We start from the raw sequence: 23391 nt of genomic DNA, 5'->3' as shown, positions 1-23391 counted from the left end.
GTTTTCGCTTCTAGCGGGCAACCCGCCAGACTGCCGCTGCGCCGAAGGCCGCCAGCGGGACAAAGCTGGCAAATACCCAGATCGCCACTGTTTGCATGGTCTCGGCCGCGCCGCTCTCGGCGAAGCCGGCCATGTTGGCAACAATGCCGGCAAGCGCCGCGCCGAGCGCAAATGCGATCTGCTGCGTGGTCGGCATCGCGGAGGATGCGCTGTCGCGCTCGGTTTCGGGGGCGGCAGCGACCACGCGGCGGATCAGAAAGCCCCACAACATGCCGAAGCCCGCGCCCTGAGCGATCGAGAGCAACACGACCGCCCACACTGGGCCGTCCGCCATTGCGGGACCGAGCAGAGTGACCGCCAGGAGGATCAGCAAGGCTCCGGTTTTCATCACCCGACGCTCTCCCATCTCATTCACCCCGGCGAAAACCACGGCCGTTGTGCTCCAGGCAACCGCTTCAGCCGCAATCACGTAGCCGGCTCCCAGTGCCGACAGGCCGTGGATGCGTTGCAGAAAGAATGGGCCATAAACCGTGAACGACATGGCTGCCGTACCAAGGGCAAGATTGGCAATGAAGCCAGCGCCCACAGGCGTGCGGATATCGAAAGCGCGCGTCGGAAACATCTTGTCGCTCTTGCGACTCCCATCCCTTTTAAGAAAGAGAAGAAACAGCACCGCGCCCGCTATCACCAGCGGGAGAGAGATGGACGGCGTCACATAGATCCCCGCTGTCGCTACCGAGAGTACGGCAAGCGACAGGAGCGCGAGCCTCATCATTGGAAAACGCTGCGCGCTCGCCATGCCCCCTTTGGTCGGGCGCAGGAATACTGGAACGAGAACCGCAAGCAGCAACGCCTGGATCGCGAAGGTCCAGAAACCCCAGCGCCACAGGCCGATATCTGCGAAAAAGCCACCAATCATAGGGCCGCAGAAGGCGGAAGCGCCCCAGATCGCCGACATCAGCGCAATCAGGCGCGGCCACATGTCCTTGGGAAAAAGACGCTGGATCGCGACATAGGTCAGCGCCACCAGCAGGCCGCCGCCCACCCCCTGACCGAAGCGCCCCAGCAGCATCACAGGCATGTTGGGCGCAAGTGCGCTGATCATGCAGCCCATCGTGTAGACGAGTGCCGCGATCACAAAGGCCCGGCGCAGGCCCACCGCCGTGGCTGCGAGGGCAGCCGCCGCCGCCGAGATGATCGACCCCAGCAGATAGAGTGATAGCGTCCAGCTCACCAGTCGGTCGCCGCCGATCTCCGCGACTGCCGCAGGCATTGCCGTTGCCACAAGCAGTGTGTCGGCGGCGTGAAGCCAGATGCCGAGGCACAGCAGTGCAAACTGGCCCAATTGTCCGGTTTTCAGGATTGCCGCCCAGCCGGTGTTGCCGAGAGGGCCCTCGGTGCTTGTATCTGTCATAATGACCTCGGCTTTTCAGGTTCAGTCGGCTGAACGTTCTTCTATGCGGTAGGCACAGCGCCTTGCGCCGGCCAGAATATGATCCGTCCTTTCGACCCGGGTCTCAGGGCCAAGAACGGTTTTGAAAACGTTGAGTTCGGAGCGGCAAAAACCCTGGCAGGCCATCGCGGCGGCACAGATAGGGCAATGATTTTCAATCAGGAGATAGGCGCCGTCCTCGAGAGGCTCGATTTCGGCCATATAACCCTCCCGCGCGCGGATACGGGCCAGAGCAGCAACACGCTCGGCGAGATCCGAATGTGCCCGGACCGCATGTTTGTAGGAGGTCTGCATTGTCTGTTCACGCTCGCCGATCAGCCTGTCGAGCCCTTCCTCTCCAAACACCCGTCGGATCGAGTTGATCAGTTCGAGTGTCAGGTCCGAATGGCTGTCGGGGAAACGGCCATGCCCCTTCGCCGTCAGGCGCCACACCCGCTCGGGGCGTCCAGGTCCACGTACCTCTTCTTGAAACTGCACCAGTTCACCCTGTTCCAGGCGCGAAAGCTGTTTGCGCACGGCTACAGTTGAGATGCCGAGCTGATGCGCCAGACGCTGGGCTGTCATCGCCCCCTTTGTCTTGAGGGCAAAGAGCAAACGGTCGTCAGCACTTTCTGGTGCTGCTTCGGTCTGAACTGATGCGGCAGGTTTGGTCATGGCACTCTCCGATTGATATTAAATAACCAATTGGTTTCTTTATTGTCAATCGGCTTGTCACCATCCCCAATGCGTGGCATCCCTCCGTCCGTGGGGGCGCAGAACATGATTCTTCGCCGTGAACCAGATAGCTCGCTTGTCCAAATTTGATCGCCTGAGCGACAACGCTCTTCTCACCGACAATCAGCGCCATGCGCTTCTTCAGCGGCACGGATGTTTCGTGCTTGCCTATTCGGTCGCGCATCAGCCGGGAATGCGGTATTTCGGCAATGAGGATGGTGTCATCGCTTACCGGATGGTGGGACGAACAGCCTATGCGCTGGCTGACCCGCTTGCACCAAGAGAACTTTGGCCTGCCCTGCTAGACGCGTTTGTAGCGGTCAAGAACGACGTGACCTTTTGGCAGGTCTCCCGCCCGATGGCAGAGCTTCTTTCGTCCAAGGGGTTTTTCGTCAATGCGCTGGGTATAGAAAGCCTGATCGATCTAAAAACCTATAGTTTCACCGGGCCTTCCAAGCGCAGTTTCCGCACGGCCACGAACCGTTTCACCCGCATGGGATGCCGCGTTGCGGAGGTTCCCGTGGCATCGCTGCAAGCGAAGCAGGTCGAGGATATCTCCCTCGGCTGGCGGCGCACCCGCACCACAAAACGCCGCGAGCTTTCCTTTCTCGTGCGCCCGATCCAGTTGCGTGATGAGCCCGATGTTCGAAAATTTTTCATACTGGATGGCGATAATCAGCCGCTCGCCTTTGCATTCTTTGATCCGTTGTATGAAGAAGGGAAGCTGATCGGATATCTTTCGGCAACACGCCGCTGGCTGCCGGATACCGATCCTCTGGCCGCTTACTTTCTCGTGCGCCATGCCGTGGAAACGTTTCAGGCTGAAGGCGTGCCGAAGCTTTATCTTGGTCTCATGCCGTTTCACAAGATCGAGGATCAGGAGTTCGAAAAGGACTGGCTGACCCGTCGTGCATTCCGATTCATCTACACCAATCCCCTTGCCCAGAAGCTGGTCTATCCCACGCAGTCGCTTGCAAGGCACAAGGAGAGCTATGGAGGGGAAGCGCGCGAGACCTGGTGCGCGATGAACACGAAGCCCTCCCTGCCGCGCCTCCTCAAGCTTGTTCGGGCGTGCGGAATCGTCTGAGCCCACGCCTCTTCTGTCAAGCGCTACCCGAAAGCCGACCTTGGCTTTGTCCGCCAAACATTGACAATCCACCTTATGCGCCGCAGAAACGAGACGCTTGCCGCCGGCGCTCTGACCGCGTGTCCCAGCCATTCAGGGGGTGTTTCCGCCCTTTGCGAGCCATTTTTTGAGAGCGCCAATCGCCATTTCAAAAACGGAAGCGCAGAGAGTATCCCTCATGTTCAAACGCTTTGTTATCAACCCACCGGTCTTTTTCGGTGCGGTATCCATCATCGCCGTGTTTCTTTTGATCGGTATCGTTTTTCCCGGCCGGGCAGGGGAGATGTTCTCCGCTTTGCAGAGCAACATTTTGGCGAGCTTCGGTTGGCTCTATCTCCTCTCCGTCGGTATTTTCCTGGCTGCAGTGCTTCTGTTTTCGTTCGGACAGTTCGGTAGACTGAAACTCGGTCCAGACGATTCTGAACCGGAGTTCAAATATCATTCCTGGGTTGCCATGCTTTTTGCGGCTGGCATGGGCATCGGCCTGATGTTCTATGCGGTTGGTGAGCCCATGACCCATTTTCTGGCGCCGCCCACAGCAGAGCCGGGAAGCATCGCCGCCATGCGAGAAGCCATGACGGTCACCTTTTTTCACTGGGGTATCCATGCCTGGGCCATCTATGCGGTGGTGGGGCTTTCGCTTGCCTATTTCGGCTATCGCTACAATCTTCCGCTCACCATCCGTTCCGGCCTCTATCCGCTGTTGAAGGACAGGATCAACGGCCCCATCGGCCATGCGGTGGATATCTTTGCCATTGTCGGGACCATGTTCGGCATCGCCACATCGCTTGGGCTGGGCGTCACCCAGATCAACGCAGGTCTCAATTATCTGATCGGATTGCCCATTGCGCCTTGGGTGCAGCTGCCACTTATCGCGGTCATCACCGCGTTTGCCACAATCTCGGTGGTTACCGGGCTGGACAAGGGGGTTCGCATCCTGTCGGAAACGAACCTGGTCGTGGCGGTCCTTTTGATGATCTTCGTGCTTGTGGTCGGGCCGACAGCAGATCTCTTTCGCGATTTCGTGCAGAACATCGGGCTTTATCTCGACACGCTCGTTCTGCGCACCTTCAACATCTATGCCTATGAGCCGACGCCGTGGGTTGATGGCTGGACCTTGTTCTACTGGGCGTGGTGGATATCCTGGTCGCCTTTCGTGGGCATGTTCATCGCGCGCATCTCACGCGGTCGCACAGTGCGCGAATTCGTGACGGCCGTCCTTTTTATTCCGGCAGGGTTTACCTTCTTCTGGATGACCGTCTTCGGCAACACGGCAATCTTCGTGGATACGGGCATTGCAGCGGGGGAACTGGGCGCGGAAGTGGCGAAGGAAGTTTCCGTCGGTCTTTTCCAGTTTTTCACCTATCTGCCGTTGACGGGACTGACATCGACGCTGGCCGTGGCGCTTGTCGCGATCTTCTTTGTCACCTCGTCCGATTCCGGTTCGCTCGTCATCGATACCATCGCAGCAGGTGGTGAAACGGAAACCACCACCCTTCAGCGGGTCTTCTGGTGTGCGCTTGAAGGCCTGGTTGCCGCATCTCTGCTTCTCGCCGGTGGATTGGGCGCGCTGCAATCTGCCACCATCGCCAGCGCATTGCCCTTCACGTTTGTGATGCTCGCCCTGGTCTGGGCGCTCTATGTGGGCATGCGGGCCGATCTGGCGCAGCGCGAAGCGCATGCTGCCGTGCCGCAGGTTGCTCCCGCTTATCCGGCTTCCGGGCTGACCTGGCAGCGCAGGCTTGGATTGATGCTGCATGCGCCAAGCGAAAAGGAGATCCTTTCCTTCATTCAGAAGGAGGTGAAACCTGCCCTTGAACAAGTGGCCAAGGAGCTCACCGAGCGAGGGCGTGAGGCGTTTGTGGAGGAAGAGGAGAGTGGCGCCATTGCCTTGACCTCGCCAGCCGAAGACATGCGAAACTTCGTTTACGGTGTCGCGCCAGCCTCTCAGAAACTGCCGGCCTTTTCTGCCTTCGATGCGGCAAGATCCGGCCTGCGCTACGAAGCCCGGACCGAGTTCTCGAGCGGTAGCAAGGGGTATGACATCATGGGAATGACGCGCGACCAGATCATCCATGATGTGCTGATTCAATATGAGCGTTATTTGCTGTTGGTTCAGTCGACAGCCTCAGAGCTCGTCTCTGCTGCACCGGAACATGACGTTCAGGCGCAAAAGGAGGACTAAAACCCTCCCTGGGGCCGGATTGCAGTCGCCTCCGGCCTCATTCGCCGTCCAGGCCTGACCGGTGGTTCGATCAGCGCGCGCGTATGGCCATGATCGATTTGTTCAGGAAGGCGAACTTCTCGAAAATGATGTTTCCGTCGTCGAAGAGCTGCTGCATCTGTGCCGCTGAAATCAGCGTGTTGTGCCTGACCAGCGAGCATGCTTCTCCGCGATCCGGCGTGCGGGGGAAAAAGCCCAGTGGGAACCGCTGAACGAGTGAGACCTTCATGGTTTTGGGCAGGTACTGAAAGCCGGGCAGGCGAAAATGCGGCTCGAAAGGAAACCAGTAATTCGGGGTCTGGACGAAGTAGCGGCTGGACAGTCTTTTGCTGTTTTCGGCAAACCGCTGCATCCTGTCCCAGCTTCCCATATGCTCAACCACGGAATTGGAGTGGACAAGGTCGAATCCTTCTCCCTGCAGGAGCTTCGGGTCGGCCGCGTCGCCGGCAATAGCTTCAAATATGTTCGTGTCTTCCACCTCTTCCGCTTCCAGATTGAGAAGCGTGATCTTGAGCTTGTTACGGTGGTGGTTGAGAAAGTCTGCGCCAATCTGCCAGTATTCTTCTGTGCCGCCGAGATCGAGAATGTTGATCTTTTGCTTCTCGTCCAGAGCGTCTTCGATAAGCGGGCGGATATGTTGAAATCGCCTTGCTCTGAAGTTGAACTCTAGGCTTTCGGGATCGCGGTAGGGGTTCTTCCGTTCTTCCTTTTGAAGTGATGGGCTGGAACTGAGCGTCATGGAGAACTCTTGGAGGAACGGTAATGCCCTCCAGAATCTGAAAGGCCGCAAGTATTATTAACGTGAATAACTGCGGAATACAGGTCGAGCAATTGTTTGCCGTCCGGTAACGTTAACGTCTGGCCCGAAACCGGCTTCCTGAAGCCAGCGCCTATGAGCGAGCCACTCTTTATTCATCCCGCCCGCGGTCCGGCATCGCCAGTGTCAGCCAGTGTGCTGTAAGTGCCGGCTTCAGTGAATTCTCGATTTCGACGGAAACGTCGTAATTCACCTCGGCGATACCCGAGGGACGTAATTTAATCGCGGCGAGCACGAAACGCGCGCGAATGCGGGCACCGCATCGCACCGGTGCCAGAAAGCGGATACGCTCGAAACCGAAATTCACACCCATCGCCGAGCCTTCAAGACGCGGCACTGCCTCGAACACCATTGTCGAAAGGAGGGACAGGGAGAGAAAGCCATGAGCGATCGTGCCGCCATAAGGTGTTTCCCGCGCGGCACGCTCGGGGTCGGTGTGGATGAACTGGTGATCATCGGTCGCTGCGGCGAACTGATCGATCATTTCCTGGGTGACGACACGCCAGTTGGACAGGCCGACTTCCTGTCCCACCAGTTTCTCGGCTTCCTCAATGCTGATTGTCCCGGTACTCAACGGGGCACTCCGTGGCTGTTGAAGGGGTCGCGCGGGCTCCATTCGCCCCCGCGCGCCGCGCACAGATACAGTTTTGTACGGCGATTGTCACCCGCTTCAGACCCAATGTTCAGGAGAGCTTGCCACCGAGGCGCGACGCGTGGTGAAGCTCGCGCTCAAGCCTTTCTTCTTCTTCCACTTTCGGGGTGATGAAACGGCCAAGCAGCAGATAAGCCACCGGGGTCAGGAAAAGGGTGGACAATGTGGAAAGGCCAAGGCCACCCACGATCACCCAACCAAGCGCGACACGCGCTTCCGCGCCGGCGCCGCTTGCAAGCACCAACGGTACCCCGCCCACGATCGTGCAGATCATTGTCATGGCAACCGGGCGCAGTCGGATGAGCGATGCCTCTTCAATGGCCTGGCGGACACCCATGCCCCGATCTCTGAGCTGGTTGGCAAACTCGACGATGAGAATGCCGTTCTTGGCCATAATGCCAACCAACAACACGAGGCCGATCTGGCTGTAAACATTGAGGCTGGTGCCCGTCAGCAACATGGCGAACACAGCGCAGGCAAGCCCGAGCGGCACCGTTGCCATGATGATGATTGCGCTGGTGAAGCTCTCGAATTGGGCAGCGAGCACAAGGAGAATGATGACCAGCGCAAAGCCGAAAATGATCAACATGGAATTGGCGGTTTCGCCGAGCGCGGCCGCCTCGCCGAGCGGCACGAGGCGCATGCCGGGCTCGAGGAAAGGTTCGGCAATTGTCTGCGCCCTTTCATAAGCTTCGCCCAGCGCCACATTGCCGAGTGCTGCATTGATCCCCACCGAGCGCAGTTGATCCTCGCGCGACAGGGATGGCGGAACAGCCTGTTCCTTGAGCGTTGCAATGACGGACAACGGCACGAAGCGGCCATCGCCTGCCTTGATGTAGATATTTTCCAGGTCGGTCGGATCGTTCACCGGATTCGTGGTCGAGACCAGTTTCACGTCCACGCTTCGGTCATCGATGAAGACCGAGCCGATCTTGCGGCCATCGAGCATTGCCTGGATGGTGTTGCCAAGGCCATCAATATCGATCCCCAGATCGAAGGCGCGTTCACGATCGATGGCGATCGAAAGCTGTGGTTGTGTCGTGTCATCGGAAAGGCGCGCCTGGCGGAAACTCGGATCCTCATCCATCGCTGCGACGATCTTCTCCGCGGCTTCCGTCAACTTGGCGTAGTTGTTGCCGGCTATCGCGAAACTCAGGCCGTTGCCCGCGCCGCGAATGCCGAGGCTGTTGGGTTGGAAAACAAAGGCACGCACACCAGGCTCATCGCGCACACGGGCAGAGATATCGGCAACGATCTCCTGCTGGCTGCGCTCGCGGTTTTCCCAGTCGGCCAGCCGCAATACAAGAAAGCCGCTGTTGGAGGAGCCGCGTCCGGCGATGGAAAATGTGCTGACCACTTCGCCGCTTTCGCGCAGTGGTTCTATCAGGGCCTCGATACGACGCATCCGTTCGGCAAAGTAGTCAAGGCTGACGCCCTGCGGTGCCGACACGCGCATGAAGGCGATCGAACGGTCCTCGCTCGGCGTGATCTCGGATTTGATGAGACCGAAGGCTCCATAGGAAGCGGCAGCGAAAAGCACCGAAATCACCACCACCACGGCCGGCGCGTTCAGGCAGGCTTGCAGGCAGCGCCGATAAAGGGTCGACAGGACACGCCCGGTACCTGAGCCGCTGCCTTGCTTTTCCTCCCCTTCGGGGTGTGAGGCCAGCATGCGAGAAGCAAGCATCGGACACAGCGACAGAGCCACGATGGAGGAGAGGAACACGGCCATCGCGAGCACGAAACCGAATTCCTTGAAAAGACCGCCTGCCTGCCCGGGCAGGAAGGAAATGGGAACGAAGACCGCTATAAGCGTGGCCGTCGTTGCCAGAACCGCGAAGAAAACCTCCTGCGTGCCGAGCACGGCGGCAGCGCGCGCGCCCATGCCTTCATTGCGCCGGCGCACGATATTCTCCAAAACCACGATCGCATCATCCACCACAAGACCTGTCGCCAGAACCAGAGCCAGCAGGGTCAGGATGTTGATGGAAAAGCCGGTCAGATAAATGGTTGCCAGCGTACCGATCAGCGCAACCGGGATGGCGAGACCTGGTATGATCGTCGCGCGAACGTCGCGCAGGAAGATGAAAATGACCAGAAGCACCACGGTCACTGAAATCAACAGCGCAATCTCGACTTCGTGTATGGCGCCGTTGATAAAGGTCGCATCGTCACTGGTCACCTCGATGTCGACCCCTTCGGGCAGGATCGCACGCACTTCTTCCACCGCTTTGCGGACGCCGGTAGAGATCTCGAGCGTGTTCGATTGGGCCTGGCGCACGATGCCCAGTCCGATGCCGGTGCGGCCATTGGCGCGCAACTGGCTTTCCCCGAGATCGCCACCTAACGTTACAGTCGCAACCTCTCCCAGCCGGACATTGTCCTTCAGATAGATCGCCTCGAACTCTTCCGGCGTCGAGATGGCGGCAGTGGCACGCACCGTCAGGTCCTGCGTCGTGTTGCTGAGCGAGCCGGCCGGTGTATCGAACGCGACGGTGCCAAGAGCCTTCGAAACATCGGCCACTGTCAGCCCCATACTGGAGAGCTTCGTCTGGTCGATGTCGACGCGGAAGATTTCCGTCCGATCACCATAAACCTGAACGTCTGCAACTCCGGGCACAGCCGAAAACGCATCAACGACCTCATCCTCCACCAGGGTGGTGAGTTGCTGTACCGGCATGCTTGCGGAGGTCAGCGCAATCCGCATGACCGCTTGCGCGTCGTTGTCGGATTTGATGATGCGCGGCGCTTCGGCATCATCGGGAAGACTGTTCTGGATGCGGCTCACCGCATCGCGCAGATCGGAAGCGGCTGTATCCAGGTTGACGTTATCGCTGAACTCCACCGTCACGCGGCTGCGGCCATAGGAGGAGTCTGAAGAAATCGCCACCACGCCGGAAACGCGAGCGGCCGCACCTTCGATCATGGCCGTCACTTCGCGGTCCATCGTTTCTGCGGCCGCGCCGGAGAAATTGGTGGAGACGGTGATAACCGGGCGATCGACATCCGGCAGTTCCCGAACTTCGATGCCGAAGAGCGCCGCAAGGCCCGCCACCGCGATCAGCGTGTTGAAGACAAAGGCAAGAACCGGGCGCCGGACAAACAGGGCGGTGATGCCGGTTTGGGCGTTCTGAAGCGTTTCCTTCACGACGCGGATCCTCCCGCATTGGCCTGTCTGGCGCCGGCACTGGCTGGCTTGCCGGCTGTTTCAATGGGAGTGCCTTCGCGCACATTGTGAATGCCCTGGGTGACAACGAGCGCGTTCTCGCCAAACTCTGCGTCAACAAGCACACTGTCGGCGTTGCGCTGAACGATTCGAACGGGCTTCTGGCGTGCCATACCGTCTTCAACTGCCCAAACGAATGGCCCGTCAGAGCTCCACTGAATGGCCAGCGGATCGATGGCCGGGTAGGTCTCGCCGGGAAAGCGCATGGAGATGGTGAAGGCCATGCCGGCGCGCAGGCGGTCATCGGGGTTGTCAATCCGTCCCTCGATGCGCAGCGTCCGGCTCTCCGGGTCGATCCGATTGTCGATCGCGCTTATTTCGCCTTCATGAACCGAAGACGCGCGTGCGACCGAAATGGCGGTCAGCGGCGATCCGATATCGATCAGGCCCGCATAGCGTTCGGGAATCCAGAAATCCACCAGGATTTGCGACCGGTCGTCTATGCTGGCGATTTCCGTGCTGTTGGTGACATAGCTGCCTGCGGAAATCGGGAGAATGCCGACCGTGCCGTCAATCGGCGCGGTGATGGATCGGCGTTCAAGGGCAAGTTCCGCTTCGCGTTTGGCCAGCTCCGCATTGCGCAGAGCAAGCTCGGCCTCGTTCTGTTGCACCACGCTCACCGTGTTGGAAGTGCGTAGCGCCTTGATGCGCTCGAGCGTCGCGCGGGCATCCTCAAGTGCGATGACGGCGCGATCAAGTGCGATCTCTTCGGCATCTGAATCGAGTTTGGCGATCAGATCGCCGGCCTTCACCTCCGCTCCCGAGGAGACCGCGATCTCGACCAGCGTGCCAGCGGTGAGCGGATTGACGACCACCGAGCGCCGCGCCCTGCCGGTGCCTATCGCGGTGAGCCGGTCGTTGATCGTCGCTTGTGTGATCGGTGTTGTCACCACCGGGCCCGGCGCACCGCCCCCGCCACGGCCTCCACGCTGCGGGCCGCGCTCTGCTGCGGCTTGTTGCGATCCAGATTGGGGTGAGACAAGCCCCGAGCGGGCCAGAACATCCTGTGCGCCGGGGTAGTAAAGGAACCAGACGAATGCTGCGACGATAAGAATGATGAGGCAGGCAACTGCCTGTTTCCAGAAAGACATGCACGCTCCGGCAATTCGGTTTTGGCAATGGAGGCGGCACTGATCAGCCGGTATACCGGTCGCTTCGAGCCTTGCCCTTTATGCCAGCTTCCGGGCGGCTTTTCATCTGTTCTAGTATTAAATTATCGTAAGGCTACGGGAAGCAAACGGCGTTGCTTCCCGGGTTGATGTTGAATGCATCGCCGCTGCCGGCTGTCAGGTCACCTTCGCGCGTCGGCGATATTCTTCCCGGTCCCACAGTTTTTCGCGCATCACACGTTCGAGTGTTTCTGCAGCAGCCAGGATGTCGGTGTGTCGCAAGTAGAGCGGGGTCATGCCGAAGCGCAGAATATCGGGAGCCCGAAAATCGCCAATAACGCCGTTGGCAATCAGCGCCTGCATGATCGCATATCCTTCAGGGTGCCTGAAGGACACCTGGCTGCCCCGCATCGCGTGATCGCGAGGGGTCACAAGCTTCAGTTCAGGGCAGCGGCGTTCGACCTCTAAAATAAAGCGGTCGCACAGTTCCTGCGATTTCTGACGCACCAGTGTCATGTCGACACCGTCGAATGCATCGAGTGCAATGTTGAGTGCGGAGAGGGAGAGGATCGGAGGCGTGCCCACCTTCATGCGGTCAATCCCCGCAGCCGGGGTATAATCCGTTGTGAAGGCAAACGGGGCGTTATGCCCCATCCATCCCGACAGCGCGGGGGTAACGCTCGTCAGGTGCCGTTCGGCGACATAAAGAAAGGCGGGTGCGCCGGGGCCCCCATTCAGATATTTATAGCCGCAGCCAACGGCAAAATCCGCCCCGGCGGAATCCAGATGAACCGGGAAGGCGCCGGCGCTGTGGCACAGATCCCAGATCGCCATCGCGCCTTTTTCATGAATGTGCCGGGTCATGGCCGCCATGTCGTAACGCCCACCGGTACGATAATCGACTTCCGTCAGAAGCACCGCAGCCACGCTTTCGTCCAGGGCGTCAATCATCGTCTCGGCCGTGGCGAGCTTCAACTCGTAGCCCTGCCCGAGGAGACGCGTGAGGCCGTCGGCGACGTAGAGATCGGTCGGAAAATTGTTTCGGTCGGATAGAATAACGCGCCGGGAGGGGCGCAGGGAGAGGGCGGCAGAAAGCACCTTAAAGACGTTGATCGATGTGGAATCTCCAACCGCGATGCAGCTTGCACTCGTCCCGACAAGGGCGGCTAGCTTCCCCGCTACCTGAGAAGGGAGGTCGATCCAGCCAGCGTCGTTCCACCCGCGCACCAGACGTTCGCCCCACTGATGTTCAATGATTTCGCTCATGCGATGATTGAGATCAGCCGGCAGCACGCCGAGACTGTTGCCGTCCAGGTAGATGACGCCGTCTGGAAGACTGAATCGGGAGCGATAGTCTTTCAACGGGTCCTTGCGGTCACCCTCCCGGGCACTTGCCATCATCGCGATATCCTGATTTTGTTCGGCTGTGCTCATTTGATCAAAATCCTGTTGGCCCGGCAGATTATATATAATATGATTGATTATATGAAATCTGAGGCCGAGACAATGCCGAAGCGTGACCTGCAGGAGCCTGAAGACGCGCTTTCCGCCCTAAAGCGGGACATTGTGGATGGAGTTCTGGCGCCCGGGGAGCCGTTGCGCCTGATGACGCTGTCGAAGCGCTACGGGATCGGATACACGCCTCTGCGGGAAGCGCTACCGCGTCTGGAAGAGGCTGGACTTGCGGTTCTCAGCCCCAATCGCGGTTATCGTGTTGCGTCCGTTTCCGTCGCGGAACTGGAGGATCTTGAGCAGGCGCGAGCGGTGGTGGAGACGGCGCTTCTCAAGGACTCTATAGCCCATGGCGATCTGGATTGGGAAAGCGCCATCGTGGCGTGTCATCACCAATTGTCTCGTGCGTCAACCTCGCTGCGCCGCGGCAGCTCCACGGCTTTTACGGTATGGATGGACGCGCATGACGCCTTCCATCAGTCACTTCTTTCGGCCGGCAGATCAGGCTGGTTGAGATCCTTTCAGCGTCAGATATCCGAGCAGTTGAGGCGCCATCATCAGGCTCTTCTGTTTTTGCCGGATGATGACACGGGGAACCCTGTCGAACATGACGCAGCGACTCAGGCGCTCCTTGAGGAAGCGCTGTCTATTTCCAATCACACGCGGTTGATGGATGCCGTGCTTGCCCGTGATGCGGAGCACGCGGCTAGCCTGCTGCGCGAGCACGTCCAGTTCACGCTGGCAGTCTATCAATCGGTAGCGAAACAATCGGTGGGGGATGGCCCGGCCAGGGCGTGAAGCCAGTCGAGCACTAGAACCGGGAAAGGGGTGCCTGACCCGTGTCTCGGTCAAACAGGATCAACCGGCCATCCGTGGGGATGCGGGGAGTGCCGCGGGAGGATTAAAAACATGCCGGGTTTCGTCGATACATTTCTTAATGCCGAGGTTTTTTTCCGTATCTTTCCGATGCTCCTGAAGGGGGTTTGGAATACGATCCTGCTTGCCCTCACAACGATTACGCTCGGAGGGCTTGCGGGGGTGCTCATCTGCCTGGCAAGGCTTTATGGGCCGCGTCCATTGCGCCTTCTCGCTGTTTTGCACGTGGATGTGTTTCGGGCGCTGCCGATTCTCGTTGTCCTCGTACTGATTTATTATGCCTTGCCCTTTGTCGGCATCCGCCTCAACGCGTTCACATCCGCAACCTTGGCGCTCGGACTGGTCTTTTCTGCGTTCACCGCGGAGGTCTTCCGCGCTGGCATCCAGTCGATTCCCGAGGGGCAAACCGAGGCGGCGAAGGCTCTGGGCATGCCGTTCTGGGCGATCATCTACAAAATCATCCTGCCACAGGCATTTCGCGTGGCGATCCCGCCGCACACGAGCAATTCCGTGGCAATTGCCAAGGATACGTCGCTGGCTTCGGTGGTCGCCATGCCTGATCTTCTCAAGCAGGCGACCGATGCCCAGGCGCTGACGGCCAATCCCACACCGCTAATCGCCGCCGCGGTCATGTATCTGATCGTGCTTTGGCCAGCGGTGCGTCTGGTGTCGTATCTGGAAGAGCGTTTTCGCACCGTGAAGCGCTGAGCCGACCGGTTTCCTCCCGGCTCTCGCGGCGCCCACCGGCCGGCTCGGTCGGGCCCGGCAAAAGGCAGGTCGCAAAACACCGAACGCCACCGATCCTGCAGACGAACGCAGCAGATGTAGCGCACCAACACAATGTATTAATTTGAAAGAGGGTTCGGATGGTGGGCGTGACTGGGATTGAACCAGTGACCCCTACGATGTCAACGTAGTGCTCTCCCGCTGAGCTACACGCCCATCCGACGCCGCGCATAGATCATAAAATTGCGGCAGGCGTCAATAGGTAGTTTGGGGATTTTACCGCAATTTCGACACCCGTCTCGAATGCCGCATCTCCCCGCTACGAAACGCCTCTCAGGCTGCTTGCAAAAGCTTTTCCACCTCATTCACGAGATCGCGCAGGTGGAAGGGTTTGGATAGGACTTTTGCATCCTGCGGAGCGTTCGAGTCGGGGTTCAGCGCGACAGCGGCGAAACCCGTGATGAACATCACCTTGAGGTCTGGGTCGATTTCCGTCGCCCGCCGTGCCAGCTCGATGCCGTCCATTTCCGGCATCACGATGTCCGTCAAAAGGAGAGAAAAGGGCTCTTCACGCAGCCTGTCATAGGCGCCGGCGCCATTGTCGAAGTCCACCACTTCGTAGCCTGCTCGTTCAAGCGCCTTCACGAGAAAGCGCCGCATATCGTTATCGTCTTCCGCCAGGAGAATCCGTGCCATTGTGCCGTCCGAATCGTGCGAGAGCGGTCGTCCCGCCAACCGCTTATGTGTTACCAGCTATATGATTCTCGCATGGTAAATATCAAGTGAATCCTTATGGGCCAGTCTGTGGAGCGGCTGGACAGGCGGGGGCGCCGGTGGCAGGCTTCGGAAGAATACAGCGTTGCGGAGGCGCAAAACACGAATGAATGCTGCAGCGGATTTCGGCACGGTGCCCGCCTTCGAGGTACATGCTCCAGCGTCGCAGGAGGTGCCCTTTGTTTTCAACTCGCCACACAGTGGACGCCATTATCCGCAACGTTTTCTTCAGATGAGCAAGCTCGATGCCAGGGTGATCCGGCGGTCGGAAGACTGTTATGTGGATGAACTCTTTTCCGGTGTCGTCGCCTGTGGCGCCCCTTTCCTGAAAGCCAACTTCCCGCGGGCCTATCTCGATGTGAATCGTGAGCCCTGGGAGCTTGATCCACGCATGTTTTGCGAGCCGGTGCCGCCCTATGCCAATATCCGCTCGCCACGGGTGGCGGGCGGGCTTGGTACAGTGCCCAAATTGGTGGGAGAGGGCCTCGACATATATCAGGGGCGGTTGCCGCTGGCTGAGGCGGTTTCACGAATAGAATCGATCTACCAGCCTTATCATGAATGCCTCAAACGCCTTCTCATCGACACGCATTGCGCGTTTGGGCATGGCATTCTCATTGATTGTCATTCCATGCCCGCCGGGGTGCGGTCTGGTGACGGCGGTCTGCGGCCGGATTTCATCATCGGCGACCGTTTCGGCGTGTCGGCTGCCCCTGTTCTCACGGAGTGGGTGATCGGGCTTTTAACCGCGCGCGGCTACTGCGTGGTGCACAACAAGCCCTATGCGGGCGGTTTCATTACAGAGCATTACGGGCGTCCCGCGCAGGGGCTTCACGCCTTGCAGATCGAGATCAATCGAAGCCTCTATATGGATGAGCGCACGCTGGAGAAGACGGCAGGCTTTCACGCGCTTAAAGAGGATTTAACAGATTTCGCCCGCGAGCTGATGCTCACCGCCAGCCAGCACTTCAGCGCTTTTCCCCTGGCCGCCGAATGATCCACGATTTTGCGGCAGTGCAGCATATGCTGTTGCCGATCTGCGGAAAAAGACACAAAAAAAGACCGCATCGTTTTGGCGACGCGGCCTAAAGTCTAGGGAGGAAACGCCCAAAAAGGGCATTCGGCAGATAAACTGCCTGATTGGAAGTTTATGTTGCATTGCAGCATTGTCAAGCGTTAACCGTTCCTGAACCGTTGCAAACGGTCGCATTCACAGCGAAGATCGGCTCCCGACCATTCGCCCGCCAGCAAATCCAGTATCCAGGAGTTTTCCATGACCGTCTCGCCGGCTCTGATGCGCCGCATTGCCGAAGCTGCCGCACAACAGACCCTGCCACGCTTTCGTCAGCCTGTGCTGATCGACAATAAGGTGGATGGTGGTTTCGATCCGGTCACGGAGGCCGATCGGGAGGCAGAGAAAGCCATTCGCGCGCTGATCGGTGAGGCCTATCCCGATCATGGCATACTGGGTGAGGAATTTGGCCTTGAGGGCGAGGCGAGCGATCACCGCTGGATCATCGATCCGATTGACGGCACACGCGCGTTCATCTCGGGCTTGCCGCTTTGGGGAACACTGGTGGGGCTAACGGTGTCGGGCCGGGCGGTTGCGGGCATGATGTCCCAGCCATTTACGGGTGAGCTGTTCTATGCGGTGGGTGAGGGCAGCCACTATGAGGGCCCCGGCGGTGCGCGCCGGTTGAAGACCCGCGACACGACCGAACTTTGCGATGCCACGCTGTGCACCACCACGCCTGCGCTCTTTGATGCTCTGCGTCGCGCGGCTTACGACCGGGTGGAAGAAGCGGTCTGTCTCGCCCGCTATGGCACCGATTGCTATGCCTACGCCATGCTGGCTGCGGGGCAGGTCGATCTTGTCATCGAGTCTGGCCTGCAGCCTTACGACATTGTCGCGCTGGTTCCGATCATCGAACAGGCAGGTGGGGTGATCACGAGCTGGGCAGGGGGGCGACCTGAAAGCGGTGGCGACATCATTGCTGCGGCAACCCGCGAGCTCCACGAAGAAGCGATGGCGCTGCTGCGCTGAGCCAGTTCAGTGGTCGATGTCGTCCGTGCCTTCCACAAAGGCAAAGAAAGCTGCAAGCGCCTGCTCGCGAAAGCGATCAGCCTCCTGAAGCAATTCGTGCCGCGCTCCGTCGATCGTCAACAGGGATCCGCTGCGCAGGTGCTGCACATAGGCTTCAATCGCCCTGTTGGAAACGACCCGGTCGCCGCCTGCTGCCAGTGTCAGCGAGGGGATGTGCAGCCGTGCCATGAACTCCGGCTCCGTCACCTGTTCCACCGCGCGGAACATCGCCCGCGTCCAGGCCACTGTCGGGCCATTGATGGCCAGCCCCGGCCAGGCCGTCACAGTCGCGCGGTTGCGGTTGAAGCGTTTCGGGTCGGAACTCAGCGCCGCGGGTGAAAAATCCGGGATCTTGAGCCGGTTTCGACGGCCCGGCATGTACATTTTGCCCAAGCCGATCGCATAGAGAAACCGGGCGAGACGCCTGACCCACACCGTTGTCGAAGAAGACGCCGCAAGGCCGAGCAGGGGCGCACAGAGCACCATGCGGCGCACGCGATTGGCAAGGCTGGGGGAGGCAAGAAGGGCGATCAGCACACCGGTCGAATGCGCAAGGATGTAGTAGGGGCCCCGGCAATCGGGCAGAACAACCTGCTCAAACAGCGCGTCCAGGTCGCGGACATAGTCGCCAAAGCTCTCCACGTAGCCGCGATTGGCATTCGCCAGAAGCCTTTCAGAGCCACCCTGCCCACGCCAGTCGAGGATTGCCGTCCCATAGCCCCGTTGCGCAAGATCATCGGCCGTTTCGAAATATTTTTCGATGTATTCGTTGCGGCCGGGAAGCAGCACCACTGTGCCGCGTTTCGTCTTGCCCCGGCCCGGCACGCGGGCATACCGAATCGAGATCCCGTCGCTTGTCCGCAACAGACCTGCCGTAATCCCCTCTGGTGCGGGATTTTCAGGAACCACAATCAGCAGGTCATCCATGCGGAAACATTGGCCTCAAGAGCGAAGATGAGGGGCGGAAGAAGATGATTTTCCTATGGATTGATAGAGCCGGGTCGGCTGAAAGGCAAGAAATTGAAAGGTTTGGGGAAATGAATGCCGGAAGCGACGTCATGCCGCTTCCGGCGTTCCGCACCGGTGGAAGGGACGTTACATCCGGTGCTACCCCGATGGCAGCGCGAGGCCAACCATCAGGTTCGCCAACCCTACCGTGATCAAGCTGAACGATTCCCGAGTGCACTGTTCATCGGCTGTTCATGTGCCTGGGACACACTCTTGAACCGGATTTTTGATGTCCCCATATTATCTCTGCGGCCGCCAGGATGGGGCCGTTGGCCACTCAGAAACGCCCAAAGCGGGTTTCGGAACAGGGCCATAACGCAATGTTGCTCAACAGGAGAACAGACCATGCGTCACGTTGATTTTTCACCTCTCTATCGTTCCACCGTCGGGTTCGACCGGCTCTTCTCGATGCTCGATACGCTCGGGCAACCGGATAACGGCCAGACCTATCCGCCCTACAATATCGAGCGCACGGGTGAGGACGCCTACCGCATCTCCATGGCGGTCGCCGGGTTCGGCGAAGAAGATATTTCCATTGAGGCCCACCGCAATGTGCTCACCGTCAAGGGTGAGAAGAGCACCGAACAGAAGGATGAAGGCGAGCTGCTTTACCGCGGCATTGCCTCGCGCAGCTTCGAGCGCCGCTTCCAGCTTGCCGATCATGTCGAGGTGACTGGAGCCAATCTGGAGAACGGCCTGCTTCACATCGAGCTTACGCGCAACATCCCCGAGGAGATGAAGCCGCGCCGCATCCCCATCGCTTCGGTGAAGGATGCGAAGGAGATCGAGGCGAAGGCCCACTAAGGCGAGTAATGCGTTGAAGACCTGACGGCGGCGCCCTTGTGGCGCCGCTTCTGGTTCAGGTGTTTGCAATCGCGCGGCGGCGCGAAAGAAGCGCGTCGAGCGAGATCAACCCCGCGCCTTTGACCCCGAGATAGAGAAGCAGGAAAACCCAGAGCGTGCGCTGGTCCCAGATCAGTCCGTCCGAAAAGCGATCGAACCAGGCGCCTCCCGTCTGGGAGCCGACCTTGTGAACGGCGATGTCGACATAGGACTGTACGAGCACAAAACCGATCATGCCGAGCGCGGCGATACGGGTGAAAAGCCCCACCACGATCAGCAATGGCAACACAAACTCCGAATACGTCCCCAGCCACACGATGATCCCCCACGGGATGAACGATACGGCGGAAACGTTGCCGCCCGCTGCCTCCACTGCCGGCAGCGCGATCTGGTAATACGCGCCGTCAGCGACGTGAAAGAAACCGAAAAAGCCGTCTCCGACTTTCGTACGTGCCGAGTTCAGGAAGTAGAAATAGAGAACGGCGAAGAAGGAGAAGCGGGCGGTGAGGCCCAGGAACCATCCGTCAAGCAGGCGCTCGACGGTCGAGAATACACGCGCATGCAGCGCCTCGATTGTCTGAAACACGGGCCTTAGTCCTTTTCGTCGATATCGTTGCTTGAACGGCAACCTGCAAAAGCGCCGCTTTCAATGGTCAAGGCAATTGCAGCCTGAAGATCGAATTCCGGCACCGCCTCAAGGGAGAGGCCCACGGCCTGCTGCAGTGGGGCTCCGCGGCTGAGCGCCTCAATAAAAAGAAACTGGCCGTGGTCGATTTTGCGCACCTGCACCGTAAGAGCCGGCCGCGTCACAAGGACTGCCTGCGCGAGACCGGCATTGATGCGTTCGGGCATCGGCCCTTCCCGATGGGCGGTAAAGATCGTGTGGATCGCGTAGGCGGACGAAATGAACCTTGCAGCCGGATGCGGCGTGAAGACCGCTGTCGCCAGGGCCTCCGGCGGCAGCGCACCCAGATCATCTGCGTCAAGCGGTGCATGGTCGGCCGCGTGATAGGCGTCCAGCCAGGCGCGTTCCAGCCGGGCAACGTCAGGCAGGTATTTCAGGTGGCTGATCGGAGCGCAGCCGGCGAGGAACCGAGCAAAATCTTGACCATACTCAAAGACCAGCCGCGAGCGTGGCGGATGCGCACGCACAAAATCTCGTGCGATCATGCGAAAGTTTTCCTTCCCGAGGATTTGTGCCACTGTCGGGAAGATCTCGGTCAGAGCCGTGACAAGGCTGTGCGTGACATTGTTGCGGTAGACATTGAAGCGCTTGTTTGCGGACTTTCCGCAGGGGCCGGTCAAACCTTGGGGCGTGGCGCGCCCGGGATTGAGCAGCACGGAACCAAACGCGCCGTCATACGCTGCTGAAATGCCTTCGGCGGGCATGTCAGGAGTGGAGGGCATGGCGTTTCACGTTCTGCTGTCGACCGCGATGGCGGTCGAGAATGCGCTCGGCAGCAATGGCCTCCGAGCGAAGGATTGGCCAATCGGGCACATCGGAATCCCATTCTACAAGCGTGTCGATCGGTCCACATTGTTCGATCACCGTCTCGTAAAGGCTCCATACGGGATCGGCGACCGGTCGGTCATGGCTGTCGATCAGAAGGGGCGCGCCCTCGTCGTCTTCCTGTTCGTCATGGCCGGCGAGATGAACCTCGCCCACATGTTCAAGTGGAAACTCGGCCAGATATTCGGTGGCGCTGAAACCGTGATTGGTTGCGGAAACGAAAACATTGTTGATGTCGAGCAGCAAGCCGCAGCCCGTGCGCTTCACGATTTCACGCAGGAAATCGGTTTCGTTCCAGCTGGATTCTGAGAAAAGGACATAGGTGGAGGGGTTTTCCAGCAGCATCGATCTGCCGATGGCTTCCTGCACCTGGTCGATATGCCCACATACGCGCTCCAGCGTCTCGTCGGTATACGGTAGGGGCAGAAGGTCGTTGAAGAATACATCGTCATGGGTCGACCATGCGAGGTGCTCGGACACCTTGAAGGGCTCGTAGCGTTCGACCAGGTTTGCAAAGCGGGACAGATGTTCGGGATCGATTGGGTCCAGACCGCCGATGGACATGCAGACACCGTGTAGCGAGACGGGCAGAAGTGTACGTATTTCGCTCAGGACGGCGTGCGGCGGTCCGCCCGCGCCCATGTAGTTTTCAGCGTGGATTTCGAGGAAGCCCACGGATGTGGGTTCCGCTTTTATCGCATCGAAATGCTGTGGTTTGAAACTCGCGCCGGCCCTGCCGGCGGGATGGAATGCCGGGAAGCGGTTTTGGTTTGCGGATTGAATCGCAAATTTGCGTGTCATCAGGCGCCTCCCGGCATTGCTGGTTCAGGATGCTGTCAGGCCGATCAGGACGGCAGGTCGCGATCGAGCGGCTCAAGCGAACCCATGCGGTCGCCAGGAAGCTCCATCGTGGTGCATGTACCGGAATCGACATACGTCCAGGCATTGCCCTGATAGTCGACCTTCGATGTGCCGGCGCAGGTGGTGCCGGGGCCGGCAGCGCAGTCATTCTTGCCTGCCATGGAAACGCCGTAGCATTTCTCTTTTTCCTGCGCCTGGGCAGCCGTGGTCGTGGCAAGGGTGCCTGCAGACAGGGCGGCTGCAACCGTTCCAGCGATATAGGCAGCGGTCAGTGCGGTTTTCGTGGACATGAAAAGATCTCCTCTAGAGGTCGCGTCGAAGCCGGATTCAACTCCGGCACGACCCGTTTTTTCAGAGGGACAGTTCACTTGGAAATCAAGCGCGCGCGAGCCACCATCACATGGGCGTGAAAGCGTGTTTATCGTCAGGCACGCGCGCGTGAGTTCAGCCTTGCAGCAGGTCTGTAAACCGACTGATTTCATAAGGCTCGGTTGCGAAGCTGGTCACGAAGCGATGAAGTATGTCCCCCTCGCTGATCTCGCTGGCGAAAGACAATGGTGGTTTCCAGGGGTAGAACCGCGCACCTGCCGCCTGAAGGCTCTCCGCCTTTTCGGCTGACATGAGTGCAAACACCTCGTTCGCCTGCGGCTGCCAGGCAAGGCGTATGCCTTCGGCACTATCGATTGCGGAGGCCAGTTCGCTGGTCATGGCGTTGGCGTGGCGGGCGGTGTGGAGCCACAAGTCGTCCCTGAAATAGGCTTCGAACTGTGCGGCGATGAAGCGTGACTTGGAAAAGAGTTGTGCGGCCCGCTTGCGCAGAAAATGCATCTGCCCGACCTTTGCAGGATCAAGCACAACAATAGCCTCCGCACACCAGCAGCCATTCTTGGTGCCGCCGAAGGAAACAATGTCGACGCCGCGCTTCCATGTCATTTCGGCCGGGGTGGTGTCGAGCGCCACAAGAGCGTTGGCAAAGCGCGCTCCGTCCAGATGCAACGGAATACCGGCCTCGCGGCAGATGCCGGCGATCTTCTCGATGTCGTCGAGAGAGTAGAGCGTGCCGATCTCGGTGGCCTGGGTGATGGAAGCGGCCATGGGTTGTCCCGCATGCACGAATTCAGCCGGGTGTTCGCGGATCGCGGCGTCGAGCGCGTTCGGATCCATGCGCCCCAACCGACCGGCAACCCCCTTCAGGCGCGCCCCGCCGGTCAGATATTCCGGCGCCCCGCCCTCGTCTTCGATGGCGTGGGCTTCCGTGTGGCAGAAGGCGACCCCGCCCGGCCTGGCAGCCCAGGCAAGCGACAGGCTGTTTGCGGCCGTGCCGGTGCCGACAAAGAAAACCGACACCTCGCGCTCGAAGACGTCGCAAAAGCTTCGCTCTACCTGTTTGTCCAGATCGCCTGTCCCATAGGCCGATGCGTAGCCGCCTGCATTGTTTGTGAGCGCTTCGGCGATTTGCGGATGGGCGCCGGCCCAGTTGTCGGAGGCGAAATTCATGCAGTCGATCTCTCTTTTGACCTTAAAATAAGCAGTGGCGGCGCGACATTGCGCGCTTCGCACCCTTCTATCAAGTCCCGAAGATTAGATGTTGCGGTCATTCGGTTGCTTTGCAGGATGATCTGCGGTCATGACGGATAATTTCGATAATACTTGCAGCTTGGGAATTTTCTTTCGCTTTTTGCGCAAAAAATTTGCATTTCCGTCTTGTCTGGTGTTGGTATTTCTGGCATTTCAGCGAATAGGACAGCACTCCTGTCTTATTGCGCGCAGATTGCGCTGCGGTGCATTGCAAACGCCTCCCCGGGTCGTGGTAATGTAGCAGTGATCGGCGCGACACAGGCGGTCCGGCAATGACCGGAGCAAAATCCATAGGCAGGAATGCCCCGCCCAAGAACAAGAAAATGCGCCGGAGCGAACCGGTAGCGTTCCTCCGGCTT

Annotated in this window: 21 protein-coding genes and 1 tRNA gene; 7 read left to right on the top strand and 15 right to left on the bottom strand. The window is 59.3% G+C overall.

What is annotated here, in order from left to right; translation table 11 throughout:
• Positions 1–10: 10 nt before the first annotated feature.
• The gene (locus AC2CHD_RS06870) at positions 11–1414 is read right to left on the bottom strand and encodes an MFS transporter (RefSeq protein ID WP_484553038.1); all 1404 of its coding nucleotides are present in this window, start codon (positions 1412–1414) and stop codon (positions 11–13) included.
• Between the two features lie 21 nt (positions 1415–1435).
• The gene (locus AC2CHD_RS06865; protein WP_484553037.1) at positions 1436–2107 is read right to left on the bottom strand and encodes a helix-turn-helix transcriptional regulator; all 672 of its coding nucleotides are present in this window, start codon (positions 2105–2107) and stop codon (positions 1436–1438) included.
• Between the two features lie 136 nt (positions 2108–2243).
• Here AC2CHD_RS06865 and AC2CHD_RS06860 point away from each other — a divergent pair, with 136 nt between their 5' ends.
• Together AC2CHD_RS06860 and AC2CHD_RS06855 are read left to right on the top strand one after the other, a co-directional pair.
• Positions 2244–3254, top strand: coding sequence for a DUF2156 domain-containing protein (locus tag AC2CHD_RS06860; protein ID WP_484553036.1), 1011 nt, complete (start codon positions 2244–2246; stop codon positions 3252–3254).
• 217 nt (positions 3255–3471) lie between these two features.
• Positions 3472–5478 carry a BCCT family transporter gene (locus AC2CHD_RS06855; protein ID WP_484553035.1) on the top strand — a complete coding sequence of 669 codons (2007 nt, stop codon included), beginning with the start codon at positions 3472–3474 and terminating at the stop codon, positions 5476–5478.
• Between the two features lie 70 nt (positions 5479–5548).
• Here the strand turns inward: AC2CHD_RS06855 and AC2CHD_RS06850 are convergent, their stop codons facing one another.
• The 5 genes from AC2CHD_RS06850 to kynU all read right to left on the bottom strand — a co-directional run bounded on the left by AC2CHD_RS06850 (position 5549) and on the right by kynU (position 12722).
• The gene (locus AC2CHD_RS06850) at positions 5549–6256 is read right to left on the bottom strand and encodes an SAM-dependent methyltransferase (RefSeq protein ID WP_484553034.1); all 708 of its coding nucleotides are present in this window, start codon (positions 6254–6256) and stop codon (positions 5549–5551) included.
• A gap of 169 nt (positions 6257–6425) precedes the next feature.
• Positions 6426–6908, bottom strand: coding sequence for a MaoC family dehydratase (locus AC2CHD_RS06845; protein ID WP_229448398.1), 483 nt, complete (start codon positions 6906–6908; stop codon positions 6426–6428).
• A gap of 109 nt (positions 6909–7017) precedes the next feature.
• Entirely contained in the window at positions 7018–10134 is a 3117-nt protein-coding gene (locus AC2CHD_RS06840) for an efflux RND transporter permease subunit (RefSeq protein ID WP_484553033.1), read from the bottom strand.
• A complete protein-coding gene (locus AC2CHD_RS06835) occupies positions 10131–11303 on the bottom strand; it encodes an efflux RND transporter periplasmic adaptor subunit (RefSeq protein ID WP_484553032.1) in 1173 nt (390 codons plus the stop codon). Before AC2CHD_RS06835 ends, AC2CHD_RS06840 begins: the two co-directional genes overlap by 4 nt.
• A gap of 195 nt (positions 11304–11498) precedes the next feature.
• Entirely contained in the window at positions 11499–12722 is a 1224-nt protein-coding gene (gene kynU / locus AC2CHD_RS06830) for a kynureninase (protein ID WP_484553234.1), read from the bottom strand.
• An 84-nt stretch (positions 12723–12806) separates the two neighbouring features.
• Here kynU and AC2CHD_RS06825 point away from each other — a divergent pair, with 84 nt between their 5' ends.
• Both AC2CHD_RS06825 and AC2CHD_RS06820 read left to right on the top strand, forming a co-directional pair.
• Positions 12807–13571: a GntR family transcriptional regulator gene (locus AC2CHD_RS06825; protein WP_484553031.1), complete on the top strand. Its 765-nt coding sequence runs from the start codon at positions 12807–12809 to the stop codon at positions 13569–13571.
• Positions 13572–13682: 111 nt separating this feature from the next.
• Positions 13683–14357 (top strand): amino acid ABC transporter permease, encoded by a 675-nt coding sequence (locus tag AC2CHD_RS06820; protein ID WP_484553030.1) that lies wholly within the window; start codon positions 13683–13685, stop codon positions 14355–14357.
• Between the two features lie 159 nt (positions 14358–14516).
• On the opposite strand, the gene AC2CHD_RS06815 is transcribed toward AC2CHD_RS06820, so the two are convergent.
• Positions 14517–14591 (bottom strand) — tRNA-Val (locus tag AC2CHD_RS06815).
• A 117-nt stretch (positions 14592–14708) separates the two neighbouring features.
• Positions 14709–15071, bottom strand: coding sequence for a cell cycle two-component system response regulator CpdR (gene cpdR / locus AC2CHD_RS06810; RefSeq protein ID WP_007008549.1), 363 nt, complete (start codon positions 15069–15071; stop codon positions 14709–14711).
• A gap of 184 nt (positions 15072–15255) precedes the next feature.
• On the opposite strand from cpdR, the gene AC2CHD_RS06805 reads away from it, so the two are divergent.
• A complete protein-coding gene (locus AC2CHD_RS06805; protein WP_484553029.1) occupies positions 15256–16146 on the top strand; it encodes an N-formylglutamate amidohydrolase in 891 nt (296 codons plus the stop codon).
• A gap of 276 nt (positions 16147–16422) precedes the next feature.
• Positions 16423–17193, top strand: coding sequence for a histidinol-phosphatase (hisN, locus tag AC2CHD_RS06800; RefSeq protein WP_484553028.1), 771 nt, complete (start codon positions 16423–16425; stop codon positions 17191–17193).
• 6 nt (positions 17194–17199) lie between these two features.
• Here the strand turns inward: hisN and AC2CHD_RS06795 are convergent, their stop codons facing one another.
• Positions 17200–18159: an alpha/beta fold hydrolase gene (locus tag AC2CHD_RS06795; protein WP_484553027.1), complete on the bottom strand. Its 960-nt coding sequence runs from the start codon at positions 18157–18159 to the stop codon at positions 17200–17202.
• Between the two features lie 426 nt (positions 18160–18585).
• On the opposite strand from AC2CHD_RS06795, the gene AC2CHD_RS06790 reads away from it, so the two are divergent.
• Positions 18586–19044: an Hsp20 family protein gene (locus tag AC2CHD_RS06790; protein ID WP_229448406.1), complete on the top strand. Its 459-nt coding sequence runs from the start codon at positions 18586–18588 to the stop codon at positions 19042–19044.
• A 55-nt stretch (positions 19045–19099) separates the two neighbouring features.
• On the opposite strand, the gene AC2CHD_RS06785 is transcribed toward AC2CHD_RS06790, so the two are convergent.
• From AC2CHD_RS06785 to AC2CHD_RS06765, 5 genes are all read right to left on the bottom strand, one after another.
• The gene (locus AC2CHD_RS06785) at positions 19100–19669 is read right to left on the bottom strand and encodes a DoxX family protein (protein WP_484553026.1); all 570 of its coding nucleotides are present in this window, start codon (positions 19667–19669) and stop codon (positions 19100–19102) included.
• A gap of 5 nt (positions 19670–19674) precedes the next feature.
• Entirely contained in the window at positions 19675–20490 is an 816-nt protein-coding gene (locus AC2CHD_RS06780) for an HvfC/BufC N-terminal domain-containing protein (RefSeq protein ID WP_484553025.1), read from the bottom strand.
• Positions 20474–21394, bottom strand: coding sequence for an MNIO family bufferin maturase (gene bufB / locus AC2CHD_RS06775; RefSeq protein ID WP_484553024.1), 921 nt, complete (start codon positions 21392–21394; stop codon positions 20474–20476). Before bufB ends, AC2CHD_RS06780 begins: the two co-directional genes overlap by 17 nt.
• A 44-nt stretch (positions 21395–21438) precedes the next feature.
• The gene (locus AC2CHD_RS06770; RefSeq protein ID WP_229448410.1) at positions 21439–21744 is read right to left on the bottom strand and encodes a BufA1 family periplasmic bufferin-type metallophore; all 306 of its coding nucleotides are present in this window, start codon (positions 21742–21744) and stop codon (positions 21439–21441) included.
• Positions 21745–21898: 154 nt separating this feature from the next.
• Positions 21899–22951 carry a threonine aldolase family protein gene (locus tag AC2CHD_RS06765; RefSeq protein WP_484553023.1) on the bottom strand — a complete coding sequence of 351 codons (1053 nt, stop codon included), beginning with the start codon at positions 22949–22951 and terminating at the stop codon, positions 21899–21901.
• Positions 22952–23391 lie beyond the last annotated feature (440 nt).

It is taken from the genome of Nitratireductor sp. ATLC21 (genome assembly GCF_057196525.1).
Note: the sequence above shows the minus strand (reverse complement) of the source record. Positions and strands in the feature narration are given on the sequence as shown.